Source organism: Pseudomonas paralactis (assembly GCF_001439735.1).
In the GTDB taxonomy this organism is placed as follows: domain Bacteria; phylum Pseudomonadota; class Gammaproteobacteria; order Pseudomonadales; family Pseudomonadaceae; genus Aquipseudomonas; species Aquipseudomonas paralactis.
Map to the genome: position 1 here is coordinate 621,792 of NZ_JYLN01000002.1, position 17,846 is coordinate 639,637.

Below are 17,846 nucleotides of genomic sequence, written 5' to 3' on the forward strand. Positions count from 1 at the left end.
GACCGACAGCCTAACAGACCAGTACGTCGGGGAAGCTGTCGGGTTCGTCGCCGGGCAACGGTTGCGCGCCAATATAGGCAGTAATCAGCTCTCGGGCATCAGCCGCCTGATCGTTATCGACCTCCATCCCCAGCAAACCGAAGATTGGCAACTCGCCGGTACCACCGAGCAAGTGGCGCCCCACCAGGTGCGCTTCGATGCCTTCACTGGCAAGCATCTGCTGCAGCAACTCGCCCTCCATCAGGTTTTCCGGTTCGTAGATTCGCTGCATGGGGCTTACCTGCTATTCATTTTCGCTGCGGGTTTCAAGCATCCACTCTTCACCATGAACTTGCAGGTCGAACGTGATCGGCCGGCAACACACTTGGCAGTCTTCTATATAGGTCTGGTCCCCGCCAGACAAATCCACGGTTGTCTCGACCGCTTCGCCACAATAAGGACAATCGTACAGCGCAGTTTCCAGCATCGCAGTCTCCCAGGTGACTTGTGCGTATAATCGCCGGTCTATTTACAGGGCTATTCCGGCAGAGCCAGTTTACTCACGCCGCCCCTGCTATTTCCTTTACTTACCCTAGCCGTTTCTAACAAGAGAGCATGATGGGCGAATTCGATACCATCCGACCTTACAACGACAGCGAAGTCCCGGCAGTGCTGGCGCGTCTGTTCAGTGACAAGGCCTTTCTGGACATCCTGACCCACTTTCGCTTCCCGCGCTTTGCCGGCGCCCTGGGCTGGTTGCTCAAGCCGATGATCGCGCGCAAATTGCGCCGTGAGTTTGCCGGCGTCACCACCGTGGCGACGCTGCAAGACAAAGTCGAGTACTACGTCGACCACACCATTGACCGGGCGACCGACGGCGTGACCTACACCGGCGTCGAGCAGCTCAAATCCGGCACCGCTTATCTGTTTTTGGCCAACCACCGCGACATCGTGATGGACCCGGCCTTCGTCAACTATGCCGTATACCACGCCGGCCTGCCGACGCCACGCATCGCCATCGGTGACAACCTGCTGCAAAAGCCGTTTGTCAGCGACCTGATGCGCCTGAACAAGAGTTTCATCGTGCACCGTTCGATCACCGGGCGAAAGGAGAAGATGGCGGCCTACAACCTGCTGTCGGCCTATATCAACCACTCGATCCGCAACGACTGCCAGTCGATCTGGATCGCCCAGGCCGAAGGCCGGGCCAAGGATGGTGATGACCGTACCGAATCGGCAATCCTCAAAATGTTCCACGTCAGCCGCAAGGACGAGCCGTTTGCCGAGGTCATTCAGTCGTTGAACCTGACGCCGGTGTCCATCAGCTACGAGTACGACCCTTGCGATGCCGCCAAGGCCCGCGAGCTGTACATCCGCGCCACCACCGGCACCTACACCAAGGCGCCGGGCGAGGACGACGTGAGCATTGCCCTGGGTATCACCGGCTACAAAGGCCGGGTGCACGTGAATTTTGCGCCGCCGATTACCGAGCGCTTCGAAGATACCAAGCTGCTGGCAGTGGAAATGGATCGGCAGATCCTCGGTGGCTACCGCTTATTCCCGGTGCATTACCTGGCGTACGCGCAGTGGAGCGATGCCGACCCGCAACTGCAGGTGCCCAAAGCGGCGGACGTATTCCCGGCCGATGAGCTGGCCAAGGCCAAGGCGGAATGGGAGCGGCGCTTGAATGAGTGCCCGGCGGAGCACCGGCCTTATCTGGTGGTGCAGTATGCGACGCCGGTACGCAATCAGTATCGGGTCAAGGCCGGGATCCCCCTGTAATATGTGCCCCTACAGGGGATATGTGGCAGGCGCTGATTCTACGGGCAGTACATGGCCAGTGTGGGAGCTGGCTCGCCTGCGATAGCAGTGATTCAGTTAAAGACTCAGTGGCTGATACACCGCCTTCGCGGGCAAGCCCGCTCCCACATTTGGTTTTGCAGTGAAATTAGAAATGGGTGCTGAGCCAGGAGATTGCCAGGGCCAGGCCAAGGCAGCCGAACCCGACGCGGTATGCCTGACGATGCGCCCGTTCAGTGTGCGTATCCAGAAAGAGCATCGGCTGGTCGATAGCGCGCTCTTCGCTGCGCATGGCCAAATCGGCCATCGCACGTTGCGCATGCAAGCGGGTGATGAACAGCACCAGGGCGCCCGAGCAGGCAACCAACAGGGCAATAGCATTGATGAGCAGCGCCATCGCAAACCTCGGCGAATCAGTATTCGGATATCAGTCCAGATACCAACCTGAACGATAGTCGCCTCCTGCGCCGTTAATGCTCCTTCTCCGTTGACGGTTAATGTATCCAGTAATTTACAGCGTCACCTGAACGTCACCTTAACAAGCCACTCTGTTGCCCTTCGACGCTTGAGGAGCTTGTCATGTTGCATGCGCAAAACCAGGATCGGCTGTATCTGATCGCCCAAAGCGATGAGCAAGAGGCGCTGGTCGGCAGCCTTGCGTTCAACGTTCAGGACCGCCATTGGCTGGTGTATTGCGCCCTCGGCGGGCACCAACATGCCGACCTGCCGGAGCTGGATTTTCTTACCGGCGTGAGCATGCTGGACTTTTATGTCGATACGGCCGCCTGACCAAACTACAGGCACAAAAAAACCGGGCTCAGTGATGAGCCCGGTTTTTTTATAACCGGCTTATTGCGCGCTGAGCAGTTGACCGATGCTTGGGTCCTTGAACAGGCGGGTCAAGGCATCACTGAGCACATCGCTGACCAATTTAGTGTTGGTTTCCTGGTTGGGCGACATGCCAAAGCGCTGGTTCAGCGAAGCAGCGTAGCGACCACTGTAGCGACGGGTACCGGCGCTGACGTCAGACTTGAAGGTCGCGCCGATGGAGGCTTCGGTCACATACAGCCCCTCTTTGGGCGATTGGTACTTCAGCTCGGCCAGGGTCACGGTCAGTTGCGGCACACCTGGCGAGTTGGTCGGCGTAAAGCCCAGCAAACGCACAGCAGCTTCAGCCTGGGCCTGCAGCTTGGGCAGCACATCCTGGCCGGTCACCGAAATCAGTGCGGTCTCCGGGTACAGGCCGCCACGCGAGCCCAGGGTCGGCGACGGACGCCCGTCGACCACGCGTACCGAGACCGGCTGGCCATGGCCTACCGCAGCCAACGGCGCAGTGACTTTAGGTTGCGGGCTGAGTTGTTGCGGGCTGTTGGCGCAGCCAACCAGGGTCAAACTGGTCACAGTGATCAAACCGAACAACAGGCGTTGCAACATACTCATTTCTCCAGGACTAGGCGCAGACAGGTCGCCAGTATAACGGTGCACGCACGCCACTCACCAGCAATCCTGAACGGTGGCTGAAGCCAAGGGCAAATTACAAATTCGCATAAATTGGTCACCGCAGTGTCATGCCACACTGGCACTCTTCAAGCATGTAACACACCAGGTACACAGCCATGCGCCTTCTCAAGACCCTGTTCATGTCACACGCCCGTCATCGCCACTTTGCCCTGCTCGACGCCCAGGGCCATTGCCAGGCATTCAAGCAATGCAGCCTGCCGCCCGTCGGTGAAGGTTGGGTTGAAGTGACCGAGACTCACCTGGGCTGGATGCACCGCCCCCTGCCGGCCAGCGCCCGGGTCAGCCCGCAGGTTTTTCGCGCACAACATCGGCAAGCGTTGGCCTCCTGACCGGGACCCGAATAAAAGTCATAAAACACGCCCATTTCCTTGGCGTTCTTCGCTACAATCTCCCCCCGATTATAAGGACGTCTCCTGATCGGGCCCCGCAGCATCGTTAATGCCCAGGCATTAACCCCCAAATCGCCCACAGAGAGCCGCCCACACAGATCGAGTGAAGCTGGCGTGCTTGCTGTTTCCTTTGCAAACCACCCCGCCTTTTATCGAATCTGCCAGAGCTGCCATTGCGCTCGGCCACTTGTGTTGTTTGCCCGTTTTGCCGCGTGTCGGCAAAGGTTTACGGGCCAGGTGCCAGGCTGGGGCAGCCCTTTTTTGAGGTTCACGTCTTCAAAAGAGCGTGAAAAAACGGGTTTTCACAACTTCACAAGAGTGTGGCGAGCAAATGAATAGTTTGGCGTTTGTACAAGCACCATCAGCGTCTGGGTCAGCCCAATTACACAGGATCGAGCCTTCCTCAAAAACCGGAGCTTGAGCCTGTCCGCTACGGATTGGTTGCACGAATCGCACGCTTTGACCATAAGTCGAATTGCCACAGGCGCCCATGAATGCGTTCATAGGCAGATTAGCCCGGCAGGAAGCGTGTGCTGAAGTTGCAAAGAATTGCGAAACGGACATGGCGATCCTGGCCATGGGTAACCTGGGGCAACACGTGAACCGCCCCGTCACTCCTGGCAGCCATGCCGTCAATTTGGTGCTGCAGATTTTGGAGACGCGTTAAATGGCGCATAACGAAGCAGTCGACGTAGTTCTGGTAGGGGCCGGCATCATGAGTGCCACCCTGGCCGTACTGCTCAAAGAGCTCGACCCCGGCCTCAAGCTGGAAGTCGTTGAGCTGATGGATTCGGGTGCCGCGGAGAGTTCCAACCCGTGGAACAACGCCGGTACCGGCCATGCCGGGCTGTGTGAGCTGAACTACACGCCGCAGGCCGCCGATGGCTCCATCGATATCAAGAAAGCCGTGCACATCAACACCCAGTTCGAGGTGTCGAAGCAGTTTTGGGCTTACCTGACCAAGAAAGGCACCTTTGGCTCGTCCAGGTCGTTCATCAGCCCGGTCCCGCACCTGAGCTTCGTGCAGGGCGACAAAGGCGTGTCCTTCCTCAAGAAGCGCTTTGAGACCCTCAGCCAGCACCACGCGTTTTCGGATATGCATTACACCGAAGACCGCAGTGAGATGGCCGAGTGGATGCCGCTAATGATGCCGGGCCGCCCGCTCGACGAAAAAATCGCCGCTACCCGCGTGATGAACGGCACCGACGTCAACTTCGGTGCCCTGACCAATCAGTTGCTCAGCCACCTGACCAGCTCTGCGGATGCCCAGGTCAAGTACTGCAAGCGCGTCACCGGCCTCAAGCGCAACGGCGCCGGCTGGACCGTGAGCATCAAGGACGTTAACAGCGGCAACAGCCGCGAAGTGGACGCCAAGTTCGTGTTCCTTGGCGCAGGTGGCGCGGCTCTGCCGCTGCTGCAAGCCTCGGGCATCGAAGAGAGCAAAGGCTTCGGCGGCTTCCCGGTCAGTGGCCAGTGGCTGCGTTGCGACAACCCGGAAGTGGTCAAGCAGCACCAGGCCAAGGTTTACAGCCAGGCCGCCGTGGGCTCGCCGCCCATGTCCGTGCCGCACCTGGACACCCGCGTAGTGGATGGCAAGAAATCCCTGCTGTTCGGGCCATACGCAGGCTTTACCACCAAGTTCCTCAAACACGGCTCGTTCCTTGACCTGCCGATGTCGATTCGCGCCGGCAACATCGGCCCGATGCTGGCCGTGGCCCGCGACAACATGGACCTGACCAAGTACCTGGTCAGCGAAGTACGCCAGTCCATGGAACAGCGCCTGGAATCCCTGCGTCGCTTCTACCCCGAGGCGAAAGCCGAAGACTGGCGCCTGGAAGTGGCCGGCCAGCGGGTGCAAATCATCAAGAAAGACCCGAAGAAAGGCGGCGTGCTGCAGTTCGGCACCGAACTGGTTGCTGCCAAGGACGGTTCGCTTGCGGCGCTGTTGGGCGCGTCTCCTGGTGCTTCGGTCACCGTCTCGATCATGCTGGAGCTGATCGAGCGCTGCTTCCCGGAGAAAACTGCCGGTGAATGGGCGAGCAAGCTGCACGAGATCTTCCCGGCGCGGGAAAAGGTTCTGGAGACGGACGCCGAGCTGTATCGCAAGATCAACACGCAAAACAACATCAGCCTTGAGCTGGTGGACCCTGTAGGAGCGAGCTCGCTCGCGAAAAACGTCAACGATAACGCAGCGCAAGTGGATTAACGCAGGCTCTTCGCGAGCAAGCTCGCGCCTACCGTTGAAAGCAAAACGCCCCGGCCTCTCATGAGGCCGGGGCGTTTTTTCGTGGCTCGGATAATCAGCCGCGGGCTTTGTCGATCAGCTCGATGTATTCGGCGGCGTTGCGCTGGTCCTTGATCAGGTCGACAAAGGTCTGGCCATGCTCATCCTGGCCATCCAGGTCCAGGCCTGCTTCTTTGAAAAAGCCCAGGAAACGCTCGAAATCGTCGATACGCAGGCCGCGATAGGCCTTGATCAGTTTGTGCAGGGACGGTGAAGTCGCATCAACCGGCTCAAAGTCCAGGAACAACTTGATTTGGTCGTCACCGATCTCGTCGCCAATCACCTGTTTCTTATCTTTACGCATTACCGACTCCAGCCTGCAGACATTTACACGGGGCTAGAAGTCTACCTGCGCGACGCAGTATGTGGGAGGGGCTTGCCCTAATACCTGTAGGAGCGAGCTTGCTCGCGAAAAGCTCTAAGGCGCCGCGTTCATTCAGGAAGCACGCGTTATCGTTGACGTTTTTCGCGAGCAAGCTCGCTCCTGCATTTGGATGTCAGTGTTCAATCGAACTGGGCAAGCATCCAGCGGTGATACTCCGCCATCCCCACCTCGCCTTCACGAGGCGCCCAGCTTGCCAGTTCGCCATCGCCAACAGGACGATAAGGGCCTGCTTTGCATTCAAACATGATGCTGTCTGGCTCCAGCACCACCAGGCCATGAAAAACGCCGGGCGACAGGTCGACGCCCTGGCATTCCCCGCCCGCTTCCAACACACGCTTGCTGAGCAGTTCGCCGGTCTCGCTGAAAATCAGGATTCCCAGACGCCCCTTGAGCACCAGCAAGGTCTCGGCCTTATCGGCGCTCAGGTGACGATGAGGCTGCACATAGGTGCTGGGCTGCAAGCCGACTGCCATGCGATGACAAGGCTCTTGCATCTCATGGAAGTTGACGTTCTGACGCCCACGGGGGTTGGCGGCCGCTTTCTCGGCCAATTCGGCAAACAGAGTCTGATCAAGAAAGCGGGCCATCGATTACATTCCTTTAACGGCAAAGATGCCATTGGCGTTACGCCAGTAGCCTTTGTAGTCCATGCCATAACCAAAGATATAGCGGTCGACGCACGGCAGACCCACAAAATCGGCTTTCAGTTCAGGACGGGCTTTGCGGTCGTGGTCTTTATCGATCAGTACGGCGGTGTGCACTTTGCGCGCGCCAGCATGTTTGCAGAAATCAATGATCGCCCCCAGGGTATGACCTTCATCGAGGATGTCGTCGATGATCAGCACATCGCGATCGATGAACGAAACTTCCGGCTTGGCCTTCCAGAACAGGTCGCCGCCGCTGGTTTCGTTGCGATAACGGGTGGCGTGCAGGTATGAGGCTTCCAGTGGGAATTGCAGGTGGGTAAGCAATTTACCGGCGAAGATCAGACCACCGTTCATCACGCAAAAGACCACCGGGTTGGTGTCGGCCATTTCGCGAGTGATGTGCTCGCCGACCTTGGCGATTGCTGCTTCGACCTGCGCTTCGGTGTACAGGCAGTCAGCCTCGTGCATGATTTGACGGATATGCTCGAGATCAGCAGACATGGCGCTCTCCAAGGGGGTGCTGTGGCAAGAAAAGCGGGCGAAGGTACGCTTCTCGTGCGCTCCAATCAAGCCTTTATGGACTAACGTACTTGATGTCTATAGGACAACACCCTCGGATAGATTAATCTAGGCCGGTTTTTTTGCCCGCCGCCGGAGCCTTTCCCATGCCCACTCGCGAGATCCGCCACCCGCTGATCCGACACAAACTCGGCCTTATGCGCCGTGCCGACATTAGCACGAAGAATTTCCGTGAGCTTGCTCAGGAAGTCGGAGCGCTGCTGACTTACGAAGCCACCAAGGATTTACCCCTGGAAACCTACGAGATCCCCGGTTGGGCCGGTCCCGTACAAGTGGAGAAAATCGCCGGTAAGAAAATTACCGTCGTGCCTATCCTGCGTGCCGGTATCGGTATGCTCGAAGGTGTACTCAGCCTGATCCCGGGCGCCAAGGTCAGCGCCGTGGGCGTTGCCCGCAATGAAGAAACACTGCAGGCCCACACCTACCTGGAAAAGCTTGTTCCGGAAATCAACGAGCGCCTGGCCATGATCATCGACCCGATGCTCGCCACTGGCAGTTCCATGGTTGCGACCATCGACCTGCTGAAAAAAGCCGGTTGCCGGGACATTCGCGCCATGGTGCTGGTGGCTGCGCCCGAAGGCATCGCCGCCGTCGAGAAGGCCCACCCGGATGTGCAGATCTACACCGCATCCATCGATGAGCGCCTGAATGAACACGGCTACATCATCCCGGGCCTTGGCGATGCCGGTGACAAGATCTTCGGCACCAAGCAGAAGGACGCGTGAACATGCAGGATGAATTCAACGACCCGCTTTGGCGCCAGATCCTGTCTGGCGCACAGATGCTCTTCGTAGCATTTGGCGCGCTGGTGTTGATGCCGCTGATCACAGGTCTTGATCCAAACGTCGCACTGTTCACCGCCGGCCTGGGCACCTTGCTGTTCCAGGTGGTGACAGGGCGGCAGGTGCCGGTATTTTTGGCATCAAGCTTCGCGTTTATCACTCCGATCATCCTCGCCAAGGGCCAATTCGGCCTGGCGGCGACCATGGGTGGGGTGATGGCAGCCGGCTTCGTCTATACGTTCCTGGGCCTGGCCGTGAAGGTCAAGGGCACCGGTTTTATCGACCGGCTGCTGCCACCGGTGGTCATCGGCCCCGTGATCATCTCGATCGGCCTGGCCATGGCGCCGATTGCGGCCAATATGGCCATGGGCAAATCCGGCGACGGCGCCGAGTTGATCCATTACCAGACGGCGATGCTGATCTCGATGCCCGCACTGCTGACCACCTTGATCGTGGCCGTGTTCGGCAAAGGCATTTTCCGCCTAGTGCCGATCATCTCCGGCGTGCTGGTGGGTTTTGCCATGTCGTTCTACTTTGGCGTGGTCGACACGGCAAAGATCGCGGCTGCGCCGTGGTTCGCCCTACCCCACTTCACTGCACCTGAGTTCAACTGGCAGGCGATCCTGTTTATCGTCCCGGTGGCCCTGGCCCCGGCGATCGAACATATCGGCGGCGTGATTGCGGTGGGCAGCGTGACCGGTCGCGACTACCTGAAAAAGCCTGGCCTGCACCGCACTTTGCTGGGTGACGGTATCGCCACCACGGCTGCCGGCATGTTTGGCGGCCCGCCGAACACCACCTACGCCGAGGTGACCGGCGCCGTGATGCTGACCAAGAACTACAACCCGAAAATCATGACCTGGGCGGCAGTGTTTGCCATCAGCCTGGCGTTTATCGGCAAGTTCGGCGCACTGCTGCAGAGCATCCCCGTGCCGGTGATGGGCGGGATTCTATGCCTGCTGTTCGGCTCGATTGCCGCAGTGGGGATGAACACGCTGATTCGCCACAAGATCGACCTGGGTGAAGCACGCAACCTGGTGATTGTGTCGGTAACGTTGGTGTTCGGGATTGGCGGTGTGCTGGTGGGTACCGGCACCGGCCCGGATGATTTCGGCCTCAAGGGCATCGCCCTGTGCGCCGTGGTGGCGATAGGTTTGAACCTGCTGCTGCCAGGTAATGATGGCTGGAAGAACAAGAAGCCGGATGAGCCGCTGATCTAAGCCTCCAGTTTTCTGGTGTAGCTGGTGACCTCATTGCGGGCAAGCCCTTACTGCCTGTAAAGAATTAGAGCTCGCCGAGCCCATCAATCAGCGCCTGGTTCTGCTCAGGCGTACCGATACTGATCCGCAGGAACTGGGCAATCCGCTCCTGCTTGAAGTGCCGCACGATAACCCCCTGCTCACGCAACTTGGCTGCCAATCCAGCAGCGTCATGCCGTGGGTGGCGCGCAAAGATGAAGTTCGCCGCCGAGGGCAACACTTCAAACCCTTTGCCTTCCAGTTGCGCGACCACCTTGTTGCGGCTGTCGATCACCCTCTGGCAGGTCTGCTCGAAGTATTCACGGTCTTCGAACGCCGCCGCCGCGCCAACAATCGCCAGCCTGTCCAGCGGATAGGAGTTGAAGCTGTTCTTGACCCGCTCCAGCGCTTCGATCAGGTCTGGGTGGCCCACGGCCAGGCCCACACGCAAACCAGCCAGTGAGCGCGATTTGGACAGGGTCTGGGTCACCAGCAGGTTCGGGTAACGGTCAACCAGGCTGATAGCGGTTTCGCCGCCGAAGTCGATGTAGGCTTCATCGACCACTACCACCGAATCCGGGCTGGCCTTGAGTATCTGTTCCACAGTATCCAGCGCCAACACGCAGCCGGTGGGCGCGTTCGGGTTGGGGAAGATGATGCCGCCGTTGGGCCTGGCATAGTCAGCGACGCGAATCTGGAACTGCTCGTCCAATGGCACCGCGTCGAACGTGATGCCGTACAGGCCGCAGTACACCGGGTAGAAGCTGTAGCTGATATCCGGGAACAGCAACGGCAGATCGTGCTGGAACAGACCATGGAAGATGTGCGCCAGCACTTCGTCGGAACCGTTGCCGAGGAACACCTTGCCGGCGTCGATCCCGTAATACCTGGCCACGGCCTGCTTGAGCAGGTCGCTGTTGGGGTCCGGGTACAGGCGCAAGTTGTCGTTCAACTCGGCCTGCATGGCCGCCAGCGCCTTGGGCGATGGGCCGTATGGGTTTTCGTTGGTGTTGAGCTTGACCAGCTTGGTCAGCTTTGGCTGCTCGCCAGGGACGTAAGGCACGAGGTCCTTGACGAAAGGGCTCCAGAATTTACTCATCTCTCAGTTCCCCTTCTCTTCAAGGATGCGATATTCGGCGCTGCGTGCGTGAGCGCTGAGGGATTCACCACGGGCCAGCACCGAGGCGGTCTTGCCCAACTCGGAAGCACCTTGTGGCGAGCAGAAGATAATCGACGAACGCTTCTGGAAGTCATACACCCCCAGCGGCGATGAAAAACGCGCCGTACCAGAGGTCGGCAGCACGTGGTTCGGGCCGGCACAGTAGTCGCCCAAGGCTTCGCTGGTGTGGCGCCCCATGAAGATCGCACCGGCGTGACGAATCGACGGCAGCCAGGCTTGCGGGTCTGCGACGGACAGCTCCAGGTGTTCTGGCGCGATGCGATTGGCCACTTCAATGGCCTGCTCCATGTCACGCACCAGAATCAGTGCGCCGCGGCCATTGATCGACTTCTCGATGATTTCGGCACGCTCCATGGTCGGCAGTAGCTTATTGATGCTGGCGGCGACCTTGTCGAGGAACTCGGCATCGGGGCTGACCAGGATCGCCTGGGCATCTTCGTCGTGCTCAGCCTGGGAGAACAAGTCCATGGCGATCCAGTCCGGGTCGGTCTGGCCGTCACACACCACCAGAATTTCCGAAGGGCCGGCGATCATGTCGATACCGACCTGGCCGAACACATGGCGCTTGGCGGTAGCGACGTAGATGTTGCCAGGGCCAACAACCTTGTCGACCTTCGGCACGCTTTCAGTGCCATAGGCCAGGGCCGCAACGGCCTGGGCGCCACCGATGGTGAACACGCGGTCCACACCGGCGATGCAGGCGGCAGCCAGCACCAGCTCGTTGATTTCGCCACGAGGGGTCGGGACTACCATGACCACTTCAGTGACACCCGCCACTTTGGCCGGGATTGCATTCATCAACACGGACGACGGATACGAGGCTTTACCGCCCGGCACGTAAAGGCCGGCGCGATCCAGCGGCGTGACCTTCTGGCCCAGTACGGTGCCATCGGCTTCGGTGTAGCTCCAGGAATCTTGCTTCTGCTTTTCGTGGTAGCTGCGCACCCGTGCCGCTGCGACTTCCAGGGCTTCGCGCTGGGGCGCGGTGATACGCGTCAGGGCCAGTTCCAGGCGTTCGCGGGGCAGGATCAGGTCCGCCATCGACTTGACGTCCAGGCCGTCGAACTGGCGAGTAAAGTCCACCAGCGCCGCATCACCGCGCTCGCGCACGGCTTTGATAATGTCGAGCACCCGCTGGTTGACCGAGTCGTCGGACACGCTTTCCCAGCTCAGCAGATGATCCAGATGATGGGCGAAATCCGGGTCGGCAGCGTTGAGTCGGGCAATTGCAGTGGACGTGGTCATAGCGAGGGCCTCAATAGAATTGGCAAAAACTCAGGCGCCCTAAACTAGCAGTCGTTTCCGCTTGGGCACCTGAGAATTCTGGCTATGAGGCGGATAGACGGGCGTAGCTTTTCAGCTACGCGGGTGAGTCAACCGCGGTGTCGAGACTCCACTGCCTTGCGCAGGGTGTCGATCAACGCCTGGATACGGGCGTGCTGCATCTTCATCGAAGCTTTGTTGACGATCAGACGGGAGCTGATGTCGGCAATGAAATCCTGAGGCTCCAAACCGTTGGCGCGCAGGGTGTTGCCGGTGTCGACCACGTCGATGATCTTGTCGGCCAGGCCGATCAGTGGTGCCAGTTCCATCGAGCCGTAGAGCTTGATGATATCGACCTGGCGGCCTTGTTCGGCGTAGTAACGCTTGGCAACGTTGACGAACTTGGTCGCCACGCGCAGACGGCCCTTGGGCTCGACATCGCCGACACGGCCGGCGGTCATCAGCTTGCACAGGGCGATACGCAGGTCCAGTGGCTCATACAAGCCCTGACCACCGTATTCCATCAGCACATCCTTACCCGCGACACCGAGGTCGGCGGCACCATGTTCAACGTAGGTCGGCACGTCGGTAGCCCGCACGATCAACAGGCGTACGTCGTCCTGGGTCGTGGGGATGATCAGCTTGCGGCTCTTGTCCGGATTCTCGGTCGGCACGATGCCCGCTTCAGCCAGAAGCGGCAACGTGTCGTCAAGGATGCGGCCCTTGGACAGTGCGATGGTCAACATGGGAACGTCAGTCCTTCATCAGGCTATTGCTGTCCGGTCACAAACAGTGCCGGACACAGATCGAGGCCATGACAGCCTCGATTTGAAACAAACCAGTGTGTAGGAGCGAGCTTGCTCGCGAAGAACGTCAACGATAACGCGTTTATTCAGAGTCAACGCGGTGCACATGAGGCCTTCGCGAGCAAGCTCGCTCCTACAGAGCAGCGGGGACTAGCCCGGTACGCGGCGAATTTTCGCGCCGAGCATCTGCAGTTTTTCTTCGATGCACTCATAACCACGGTCTATGTGGTAGATGCGGTCGATCAGGGTGTCGCCGTCAGCGCACAGTGCCGAAATCACCAGACTGGCCGAGGCACGCAAGTCGGTAGCCATCACTGGCGCGCCCTTGAGCTTGTCGATGCCGGTGACGATGGCCGTGTTGCCTTCGACCTGGATCTTGGCGCCCATGCGGTGCAGTTCATACACGTGCATGAAGCGGTTTTCGAAGATGGTCTCGATTACGGCACCGGTACCTTCGGCAATGGCGTTCAGGGAGATGAACTGCGCTTGCATGTCGGTTGGGAACGCCGGGTACGGAGCAGTACGCACGTTGACGGCTTTTGGCCGCTTGCCGTGCATGTCCAACTCGATCCAGTCTTCGCCTGTGGTGATCTCTGCGCCGGCTTCCTTGAGTTTTTCCAGAACGGCTTCAAGGATGGTCGGATCGGTGTCCTTGACCTTCACGCGGCCACCGGTCACGGCGGCGGCAACCAGGTAGGTGCCGGTCTCGATGCGGTCAGGCATGACCTTGTAGGTGGCGGTGTGCAGACGCTCCACGCCATCAATGGTGATGGTGTCGGTGCCAGCACCGGAAACCTTCGCGCCCATGGCGTTGAGGAAGTTGGCCAGGTCGACCACTTCCGGCTCACGGGCGGCGTTTTGCAGCACGCTGCGGCCTTTGGCCAGGGCAGCGGCCATCATGATGTTCTCGGTACCGGTCACACTGACGGTATCAAAGAAGAAGTTCGCGCCACGCAGGCCGCCTTCGGGCGCCTTGGCCTTGATGTAGCCGCCTTCGACGTCGATGACTGCACCCATGGCCTCAAGGCCACGGATGTGCAGGTCGACCGGACGCGAACCAATGGCGCAACCGCCAGGCAAGGCCACTTCGGCTTCGCCAAAACGAGCAACCATCGGGCCCAGCACCAGGATCGACGCACGCATGGTTTTCACCAGTTCGTACGGGGCGATCAGGGTCTTGATGGTGCGCGGGTCGATTTCGACGGCCAGCTTCTCGTCGATCACCGGCTCAATGCCCATGCGACCGAACAGCTCGATCATGGTGGTAATGTCGTGCAGGTGCGGCAGGTTGGCCACAGTCACCGGGCCATCGCACAGCAGGGTCGCTGCCAGGATCGGCAAGGCGGAGTTTTTCGCACCGGAAATGCGGATCTCGCCATCAAGGCGGGCACCGCCGGTAATAATCAATTTATCCATAAGAATCTCGACGCCTTGGGGGCTCAGGTGCGCTCGGCCCAGGCCGCGCGGCTGAAAAATTTCATAGTGACCGCATGGATGCTGCCATCGGTGATCCATGGGTTCAAATGGGCATAGATCTGCTGCTGACGCTTGACCGGGCTCAATGCCGCCAGTTCATCGCTAATCACGTTCAGCTGGAAATTGCAGCCTTCGCCTTCAACTTCAACAGTCGTTTCCGGCAGCTTTCCTTCAAGGAAGCTCTTAACTTCTAGGGCCTGCATGCTCAACCTCTATCGGCGCCCAGTGCGCACGGGTCGCACATCATACAAAAAAGCCCCGCGCCTGCGAACCCCGCATAGCAGGACTCTGACGGGGGGCTTCTCTGATGAATGTGTATTAAGGGTGTGCCAACATCTCGGTCAGGCCGGAAACCTCGGCAATCTCGCGCATGTCTTCCGGCAAGGCACGGATACTAAGCGGCTTTTTTGCCGCTTCGGCATCGCGCATGAAGCAAAGCAGCAACGATAGACCAACGCTGCTGGATTTGGTCACCGCCGAACAGTCAACCACCAGCGCAGGCGCGCCGCTGGCCTTGATCAGTGCCTGGCCCTGCTTGCGCAGGTCAGGCCCGGTACGGTAATCCAGCACGCCGCTGAGCAACAGCTCGCCGGCGTCGCCGATACGAACGGCTGCCTCGGTCATTGCGCAGCCTTCCCGGCTTCTTTATCGGAGGTTTCCTTGGCTTTGGCGACTTCGCCTGCCCAACCGTTGATGGTCTTGTCCAGGTCGTTGCCGTTGCGCTGCATCGCGTCGGCGAACTGATCACGGAACAGTTTGCCGATGTTAATGCCGTTGATGATCACGTTGCGCAGTTTCCACTCGCCCTTGACCTTCTCCAGCGTGTACTGCACAGGGTAGACAGCACCGTTGTTGCCCTTGACGCTCATGTTGACGCTGGTGCGATCGCCCGACTCATCGCCGGCAGGTGCGACGGTAATGCCCTGGTTGTTGTACTCAAGCAACGCGTTACCGTAGAACTGGAACAGGCCGCGCTTGAAGTTTTCCTGGAAGGTCTGCATCTGCGCAGGTGTTGCCTTGCGCGAATACTTCACCGTCATGATGCTGCGCGAAATGCCCTCGGCATCGACTACCGGGCCGACAATGGTATTGAGCGCGTTATAAAACTGACTTGGGTCTTGCTTGTACTTTTCTTTGTTGGCAGTCAGGTCGGCCAACATTTTGTTGGTCGTGTCCTGCACCAGGTCGTGAGCAGAACCTGCCGCGTTAGCCATCAGCGGCAGCGCCGCCAGCAGCACCAGCAGGCCACGTCGCAAGGTAGAGATCATGAACAGATTCCTCATTTAGCGTCTTTATTGACCGTATTGAGCAGGAATTTACCGATCAGGTCTTCAAGTACCAACGACGACTGTGTGTCGTGGATTGTCGAGCCATCCTTGAGCAAGGCTGTTTCCCCGCCCACGCTGACACCGATGTATTTCTCGCCCAGCAGCCCCGCAGTGAGGATAGATGCCGTGGAGTCGGTCGGCAGATTATCTACCTTCTTGTCCAACTGCATGGTCACTCGCCCGGTGAAGCTGTCGCGATCCAGATCGATGGCCGTGACCTTGCCGATGGTAACGCCGGCCATGGTCACTTTAGCTCTGACCGTCAAACCGGCGATATTGTCGAAGTATGCGTAAAGTTTATAGGTGTCGGCGGTAGGGCTGGCCGACAGGCCGCTGACTCGCAGGGCCAACAACAGTAAAGCCAGGATGCCAGCCAGCAAGAAAAGGCCGACACCGATCTCCACAGTGCGGTTTTGCATCAGAAATCTCCAAACATCAAGGCGGTCAAAATGAAGTCAAGGCCCAGTACCGCCAGCGAGGCGTACACAACGGTCTTGGTAGTGGCACGACTGATCCCTTCTGAGGTGGGCTCGCAGTCATAGCCTTGGAATACGGCAATCCAGGTCACCACAAAGGCAAAGACAATGCTCTTTATGATGCCGTTGAGCACGTCACCGGTGAAGGTCACGCTGTTTTGCATGTTGGCCCAGTAGGAACCGTCATAGACGCCCAACCAGTCAACCGCCACCCACGAACCGCCCCAGATACCCACCACGCTGAAAATCATCGCCAGCAATGGCAGGGAAATGAAGCCGGCCCACAGGCGCGGAGCAACAATGTACTTGAGCGGGTCCACGCCGATCATTTCCAGGCTGGACAACTGCTCGGTGGACTTCATGTTGCCGATTTCGGCGGTCAGCGCCGAACCTGCGCGCCCTGCGAACAGCAAGGCAGTGACCACCGGGCCAAGCTCACGCAGCAGAGTCAAGGCCACCATCTGGCCTACTGCCTGCTCGGAGCCGTAGCTGGACAGGATGTTGAAGCCCTGCAGCGCCAGCACCATGCCGATGAACACCCCGGAGACCACAATAATCACCAGAGACATCACCCCCACCGCATGCAGCTGCTTGAGCAGCAGGCCGAAGCCGCCGCCGATGCCGCCGCGACCCAGCAAGGCGTGGAACAGGAAAATGGTCGAACGCCCCAGGACTTCGACGATGTCGATGCCCGAGCGACCGAAAAGGCGAACCTTTTCGATAAGAGATGTCTTGCGCATCAGCGCTTCCCCAGAAGATCTGAGCGGTAGTCCGCTGCCGGAAAGTGAAAAGGCACCGGGCCATCGGGATCGCCGGTCATGAATTGGCGGATGCGCGGGTTATCGGCGTTCATCAGCTCTTCAGGCGTACCCTGCCCCAGCACCTGGCCATCACCCACTACATACAGGTAGTCGGCGATGCTCGCGGTTTCGGCCAGATCGTGGGAGACCACGATACTGGTGATACCCAATGCATCGTTGAGCAGGCGGATCAGCCGCACCAGCACGCCCATAGCGATCGGATCCTGACCCACGAATGGCTCGTCGTACATGAGGATTTGCGGGTCGAGGGCAATGGCTCGTGCCAGCGCTACACGTCGCTTCATACCGCCGGACAATTCGTCAGGCATCAGGTCGATGGCACCGCGAAGGCCAACGGCCTGCAGTTTCAGCAACACAATGTCACGAATCATTTCATCGGACAGCTGGGTATGCACCCGCAGCGGGAAGGCTACGTTTTCAAACACATCGAGGTCGGTAAACAGCGCGCCGCTCTGGAACAGCACGCCCATATGCTTGCGCGCATCGAACAGATCGCTGCGCGACAGCGTCGGCAGGTTCTGGCCGTTGACCCACACTTCGCCGGCACTGGGGCGCAATTGCATGCCCATCAGGCGTAACAGGGTGGTCTTGCCGCAACCGGAAGGCCCCATGATGCCCGTGACCTTGCCGCGAGGAATGCGAATATCGACGTTATTGAAGATGCTGCGCGAACCGCGCTTGAAGGTAAGGCCCTTCAGCTCGACCGCGTAGGCGTTATCGGCACTCATCTAATCTCCTTGGGATGCAGCCTTTCACTCAGACACCATGTGTGCGACTTTGGTTTGCAACGGATGCGCAATAATTAGGCACATGGGTTGGGCGGACCGAACTGGCGGCGAACTATATCACCGCTGGTGCAGAGCCCCCAAGGCCGGAACAGCGCTCGTTCAGA

The 17,846-nt window shown here is 59.1% G+C and carries 23 protein-coding genes; 6 read left to right on the forward strand and 17 right to left on the reverse strand.

Translation table 11 applies throughout. The features are described 5' to 3' along the window. Positions 1 to 10: 10 nt before the first annotated feature. Positions 11 to 271 carry a putative signal transducing protein gene (locus tag TX23_RS06980; protein WP_057701574.1) on the reverse strand — a complete coding sequence of 87 codons (261 nt, stop codon included), beginning with the start codon at positions 269 to 271 and terminating at the stop codon, positions 11 to 13. 12 nt (positions 272 to 283) lie between these two features. Next, the gene (locus TX23_RS06985) at positions 284 to 466 is read right to left on the reverse strand and encodes a CPXCG motif-containing cysteine-rich protein (RefSeq protein WP_034126324.1); all 183 of its coding nucleotides are present in this window, start codon (positions 464 to 466) and stop codon (positions 284 to 286) included. 131 nt (positions 467 to 597) lie between these two features. Here TX23_RS06985 and TX23_RS06990 point away from each other — a divergent pair, with 131 nt between their 5' ends. After that, positions 598 to 1,761, forward strand: a complete 1,164-nt coding sequence (locus tag TX23_RS06990) for a 1-acyl-sn-glycerol-3-phosphate acyltransferase (protein WP_186559221.1) — start codon at positions 598 to 600, stop codon at positions 1,759 to 1,761. 166 nt (positions 1,762 to 1,927) lie between these two features. Here the strand turns inward: TX23_RS06990 and TX23_RS06995 are convergent, their stop codons facing one another. Beyond that, positions 1,928 to 2,176 (reverse strand): hypothetical protein, encoded by a 249-nt coding sequence (locus TX23_RS06995; protein WP_057701576.1) that lies wholly within the window; start codon positions 2,174 to 2,176, stop codon positions 1,928 to 1,930. Positions 2,177 to 2,358: 182 nt separating this feature from the next. On the opposite strand from TX23_RS06995, the gene TX23_RS07000 reads away from it, so the two are divergent. Continuing rightward, positions 2,359 to 2,568, forward strand: a complete 210-nt coding sequence (locus tag TX23_RS07000) for a hypothetical protein (protein ID WP_057701577.1) — start codon at positions 2,359 to 2,361, stop codon at positions 2,566 to 2,568. A gap of 60 nt (positions 2,569 to 2,628) precedes the next feature. On the opposite strand, the gene TX23_RS07005 is transcribed toward TX23_RS07000, so the two are convergent. Then, complete coding sequence (locus TX23_RS07005; RefSeq protein WP_043050774.1) at positions 2,629 to 3,213, reverse strand: YajG family lipoprotein; 585 nt, start codon at positions 3,211 to 3,213, stop codon at positions 2,629 to 2,631. A 182-nt stretch (positions 3,214 to 3,395) separates the two neighbouring features. Here TX23_RS07005 and TX23_RS07010 point away from each other — a divergent pair, with 182 nt between their 5' ends. Continuing rightward, a complete protein-coding gene (locus TX23_RS07010) occupies positions 3,396 to 3,629 on the forward strand; it encodes a hypothetical protein (protein WP_057701578.1) in 234 nt (77 codons plus the stop codon). Positions 3,630 to 4,356: 727 nt separating this feature from the next. Next, positions 4,357 to 5,895 (forward strand): malate dehydrogenase (quinone), encoded by a 1,539-nt coding sequence (mqo, locus tag TX23_RS07015; protein ID WP_057701579.1) that lies wholly within the window; start codon positions 4,357 to 4,359, stop codon positions 5,893 to 5,895. 94 nt (positions 5,896 to 5,989) lie between these two features. On the opposite strand, the gene TX23_RS07020 is transcribed toward mqo, so the two are convergent. From TX23_RS07020 to TX23_RS07030, 3 genes are all read right to left on the reverse strand, one after another. Continuing rightward, positions 5,990 to 6,277 carry a PA4642 family protein gene (locus TX23_RS07020; RefSeq protein WP_043050771.1) on the reverse strand — a complete coding sequence of 96 codons (288 nt, stop codon included), beginning with the start codon at positions 6,275 to 6,277 and terminating at the stop codon, positions 5,990 to 5,992. Between the two features lie 200 nt (positions 6,278 to 6,477). Then, the gene (locus TX23_RS07025) at positions 6,478 to 6,945 is read right to left on the reverse strand and encodes a WbuC family cupin fold metalloprotein (protein ID WP_057701580.1); all 468 of its coding nucleotides are present in this window, start codon (positions 6,943 to 6,945) and stop codon (positions 6,478 to 6,480) included. 3 nt (positions 6,946 to 6,948) lie between these two features. Further along, positions 6,949 to 7,506, reverse strand: a complete 558-nt coding sequence (locus TX23_RS07030; RefSeq protein ID WP_005784869.1) for a hypoxanthine-guanine phosphoribosyltransferase — start codon at positions 7,504 to 7,506, stop codon at positions 6,949 to 6,951. Between the two features lie 164 nt (positions 7,507 to 7,670). Between TX23_RS07030 and upp the strand changes: the two genes are divergently transcribed. Together upp and TX23_RS07040 are read left to right on the forward strand one after the other, a co-directional pair. After that, positions 7,671 to 8,309: a uracil phosphoribosyltransferase gene (gene upp / locus TX23_RS07035; protein WP_003188608.1), complete on the forward strand. Its 639-nt coding sequence runs from the start codon at positions 7,671 to 7,673 to the stop codon at positions 8,307 to 8,309. A 2-nt stretch (positions 8,310 to 8,311) separates the two neighbouring features. Continuing rightward, positions 8,312 to 9,586, forward strand: coding sequence for a uracil-xanthine permease family protein (locus TX23_RS07040; RefSeq protein WP_057701581.1), 1,275 nt, complete (start codon positions 8,312 to 8,314; stop codon positions 9,584 to 9,586). 64 nt (positions 9,587 to 9,650) lie between these two features. Here TX23_RS07040 and hisC read toward each other — a convergent pair whose 3' ends face one another. From hisC to TX23_RS07090, 10 genes are all read right to left on the reverse strand, one after another. After that, entirely contained in the window at positions 9,651 to 10,703 is a 1,053-nt protein-coding gene (gene hisC / locus TX23_RS07045; protein ID WP_057701582.1) for a histidinol-phosphate transaminase, read from the reverse strand. Positions 10,704 to 10,706: 3 nt separating this feature from the next. Beyond that, entirely contained in the window at positions 10,707 to 12,029 is a 1,323-nt protein-coding gene (gene hisD / locus TX23_RS07050; protein ID WP_025856319.1) for a histidinol dehydrogenase, read from the reverse strand. A gap of 128 nt (positions 12,030 to 12,157) precedes the next feature. Further along, positions 12,158 to 12,793 (reverse strand): ATP phosphoribosyltransferase, encoded by a 636-nt coding sequence (gene hisG, locus TX23_RS07055; protein ID WP_003188599.1) that lies wholly within the window; start codon positions 12,791 to 12,793, stop codon positions 12,158 to 12,160. A gap of 210 nt (positions 12,794 to 13,003) precedes the next feature. Continuing rightward, positions 13,004 to 14,269, reverse strand: coding sequence for a UDP-N-acetylglucosamine 1-carboxyvinyltransferase (gene murA / locus TX23_RS07060; protein WP_057701583.1), 1,266 nt, complete (start codon positions 14,267 to 14,269; stop codon positions 13,004 to 13,006). A 23-nt stretch (positions 14,270 to 14,292) separates the two neighbouring features. After that, positions 14,293 to 14,532, reverse strand: a complete 240-nt coding sequence (locus TX23_RS07065; protein ID WP_003188597.1) for a BolA family protein — start codon at positions 14,530 to 14,532, stop codon at positions 14,293 to 14,295. Between the two features lie 115 nt (positions 14,533 to 14,647). Then, positions 14,648 to 14,953 carry an STAS domain-containing protein gene (locus tag TX23_RS07070; protein ID WP_057701584.1) on the reverse strand — a complete coding sequence of 102 codons (306 nt, stop codon included), beginning with the start codon at positions 14,951 to 14,953 and terminating at the stop codon, positions 14,648 to 14,650. Continuing rightward, positions 14,950 to 15,597: an MlaC/ttg2D family ABC transporter substrate-binding protein gene (locus TX23_RS07075; protein ID WP_057701585.1), complete on the reverse strand. Its 648-nt coding sequence runs from the start codon at positions 15,595 to 15,597 to the stop codon at positions 14,950 to 14,952. The genes TX23_RS07070 and TX23_RS07075 overlap by 4 nt, the downstream gene beginning before the upstream one ends. An 11-nt stretch (positions 15,598 to 15,608) precedes the next feature. Further along, positions 15,609 to 16,076, reverse strand: a complete 468-nt coding sequence (gene mlaD, locus TX23_RS07080; RefSeq protein WP_003171814.1) for an outer membrane lipid asymmetry maintenance protein MlaD — start codon at positions 16,074 to 16,076, stop codon at positions 15,609 to 15,611. After that, positions 16,076 to 16,873, reverse strand: a complete 798-nt coding sequence (mlaE, locus tag TX23_RS07085; RefSeq protein ID WP_043050763.1) for a lipid asymmetry maintenance ABC transporter permease subunit MlaE — start codon at positions 16,871 to 16,873, stop codon at positions 16,076 to 16,078. Before mlaE ends, mlaD begins: the two co-directional genes overlap by 1 nt. After that, on the reverse strand, positions 16,873 to 17,682 hold the full coding sequence (locus TX23_RS07090; protein ID WP_005784851.1) for an ATP-binding cassette domain-containing protein: 810 nt from the start codon (positions 17,680 to 17,682) through the stop codon (positions 16,873 to 16,875). Before TX23_RS07090 ends, mlaE begins: the two co-directional genes overlap by 1 nt. Between the last annotated feature and the right edge of the window lie 164 nt (positions 17,683 to 17,846).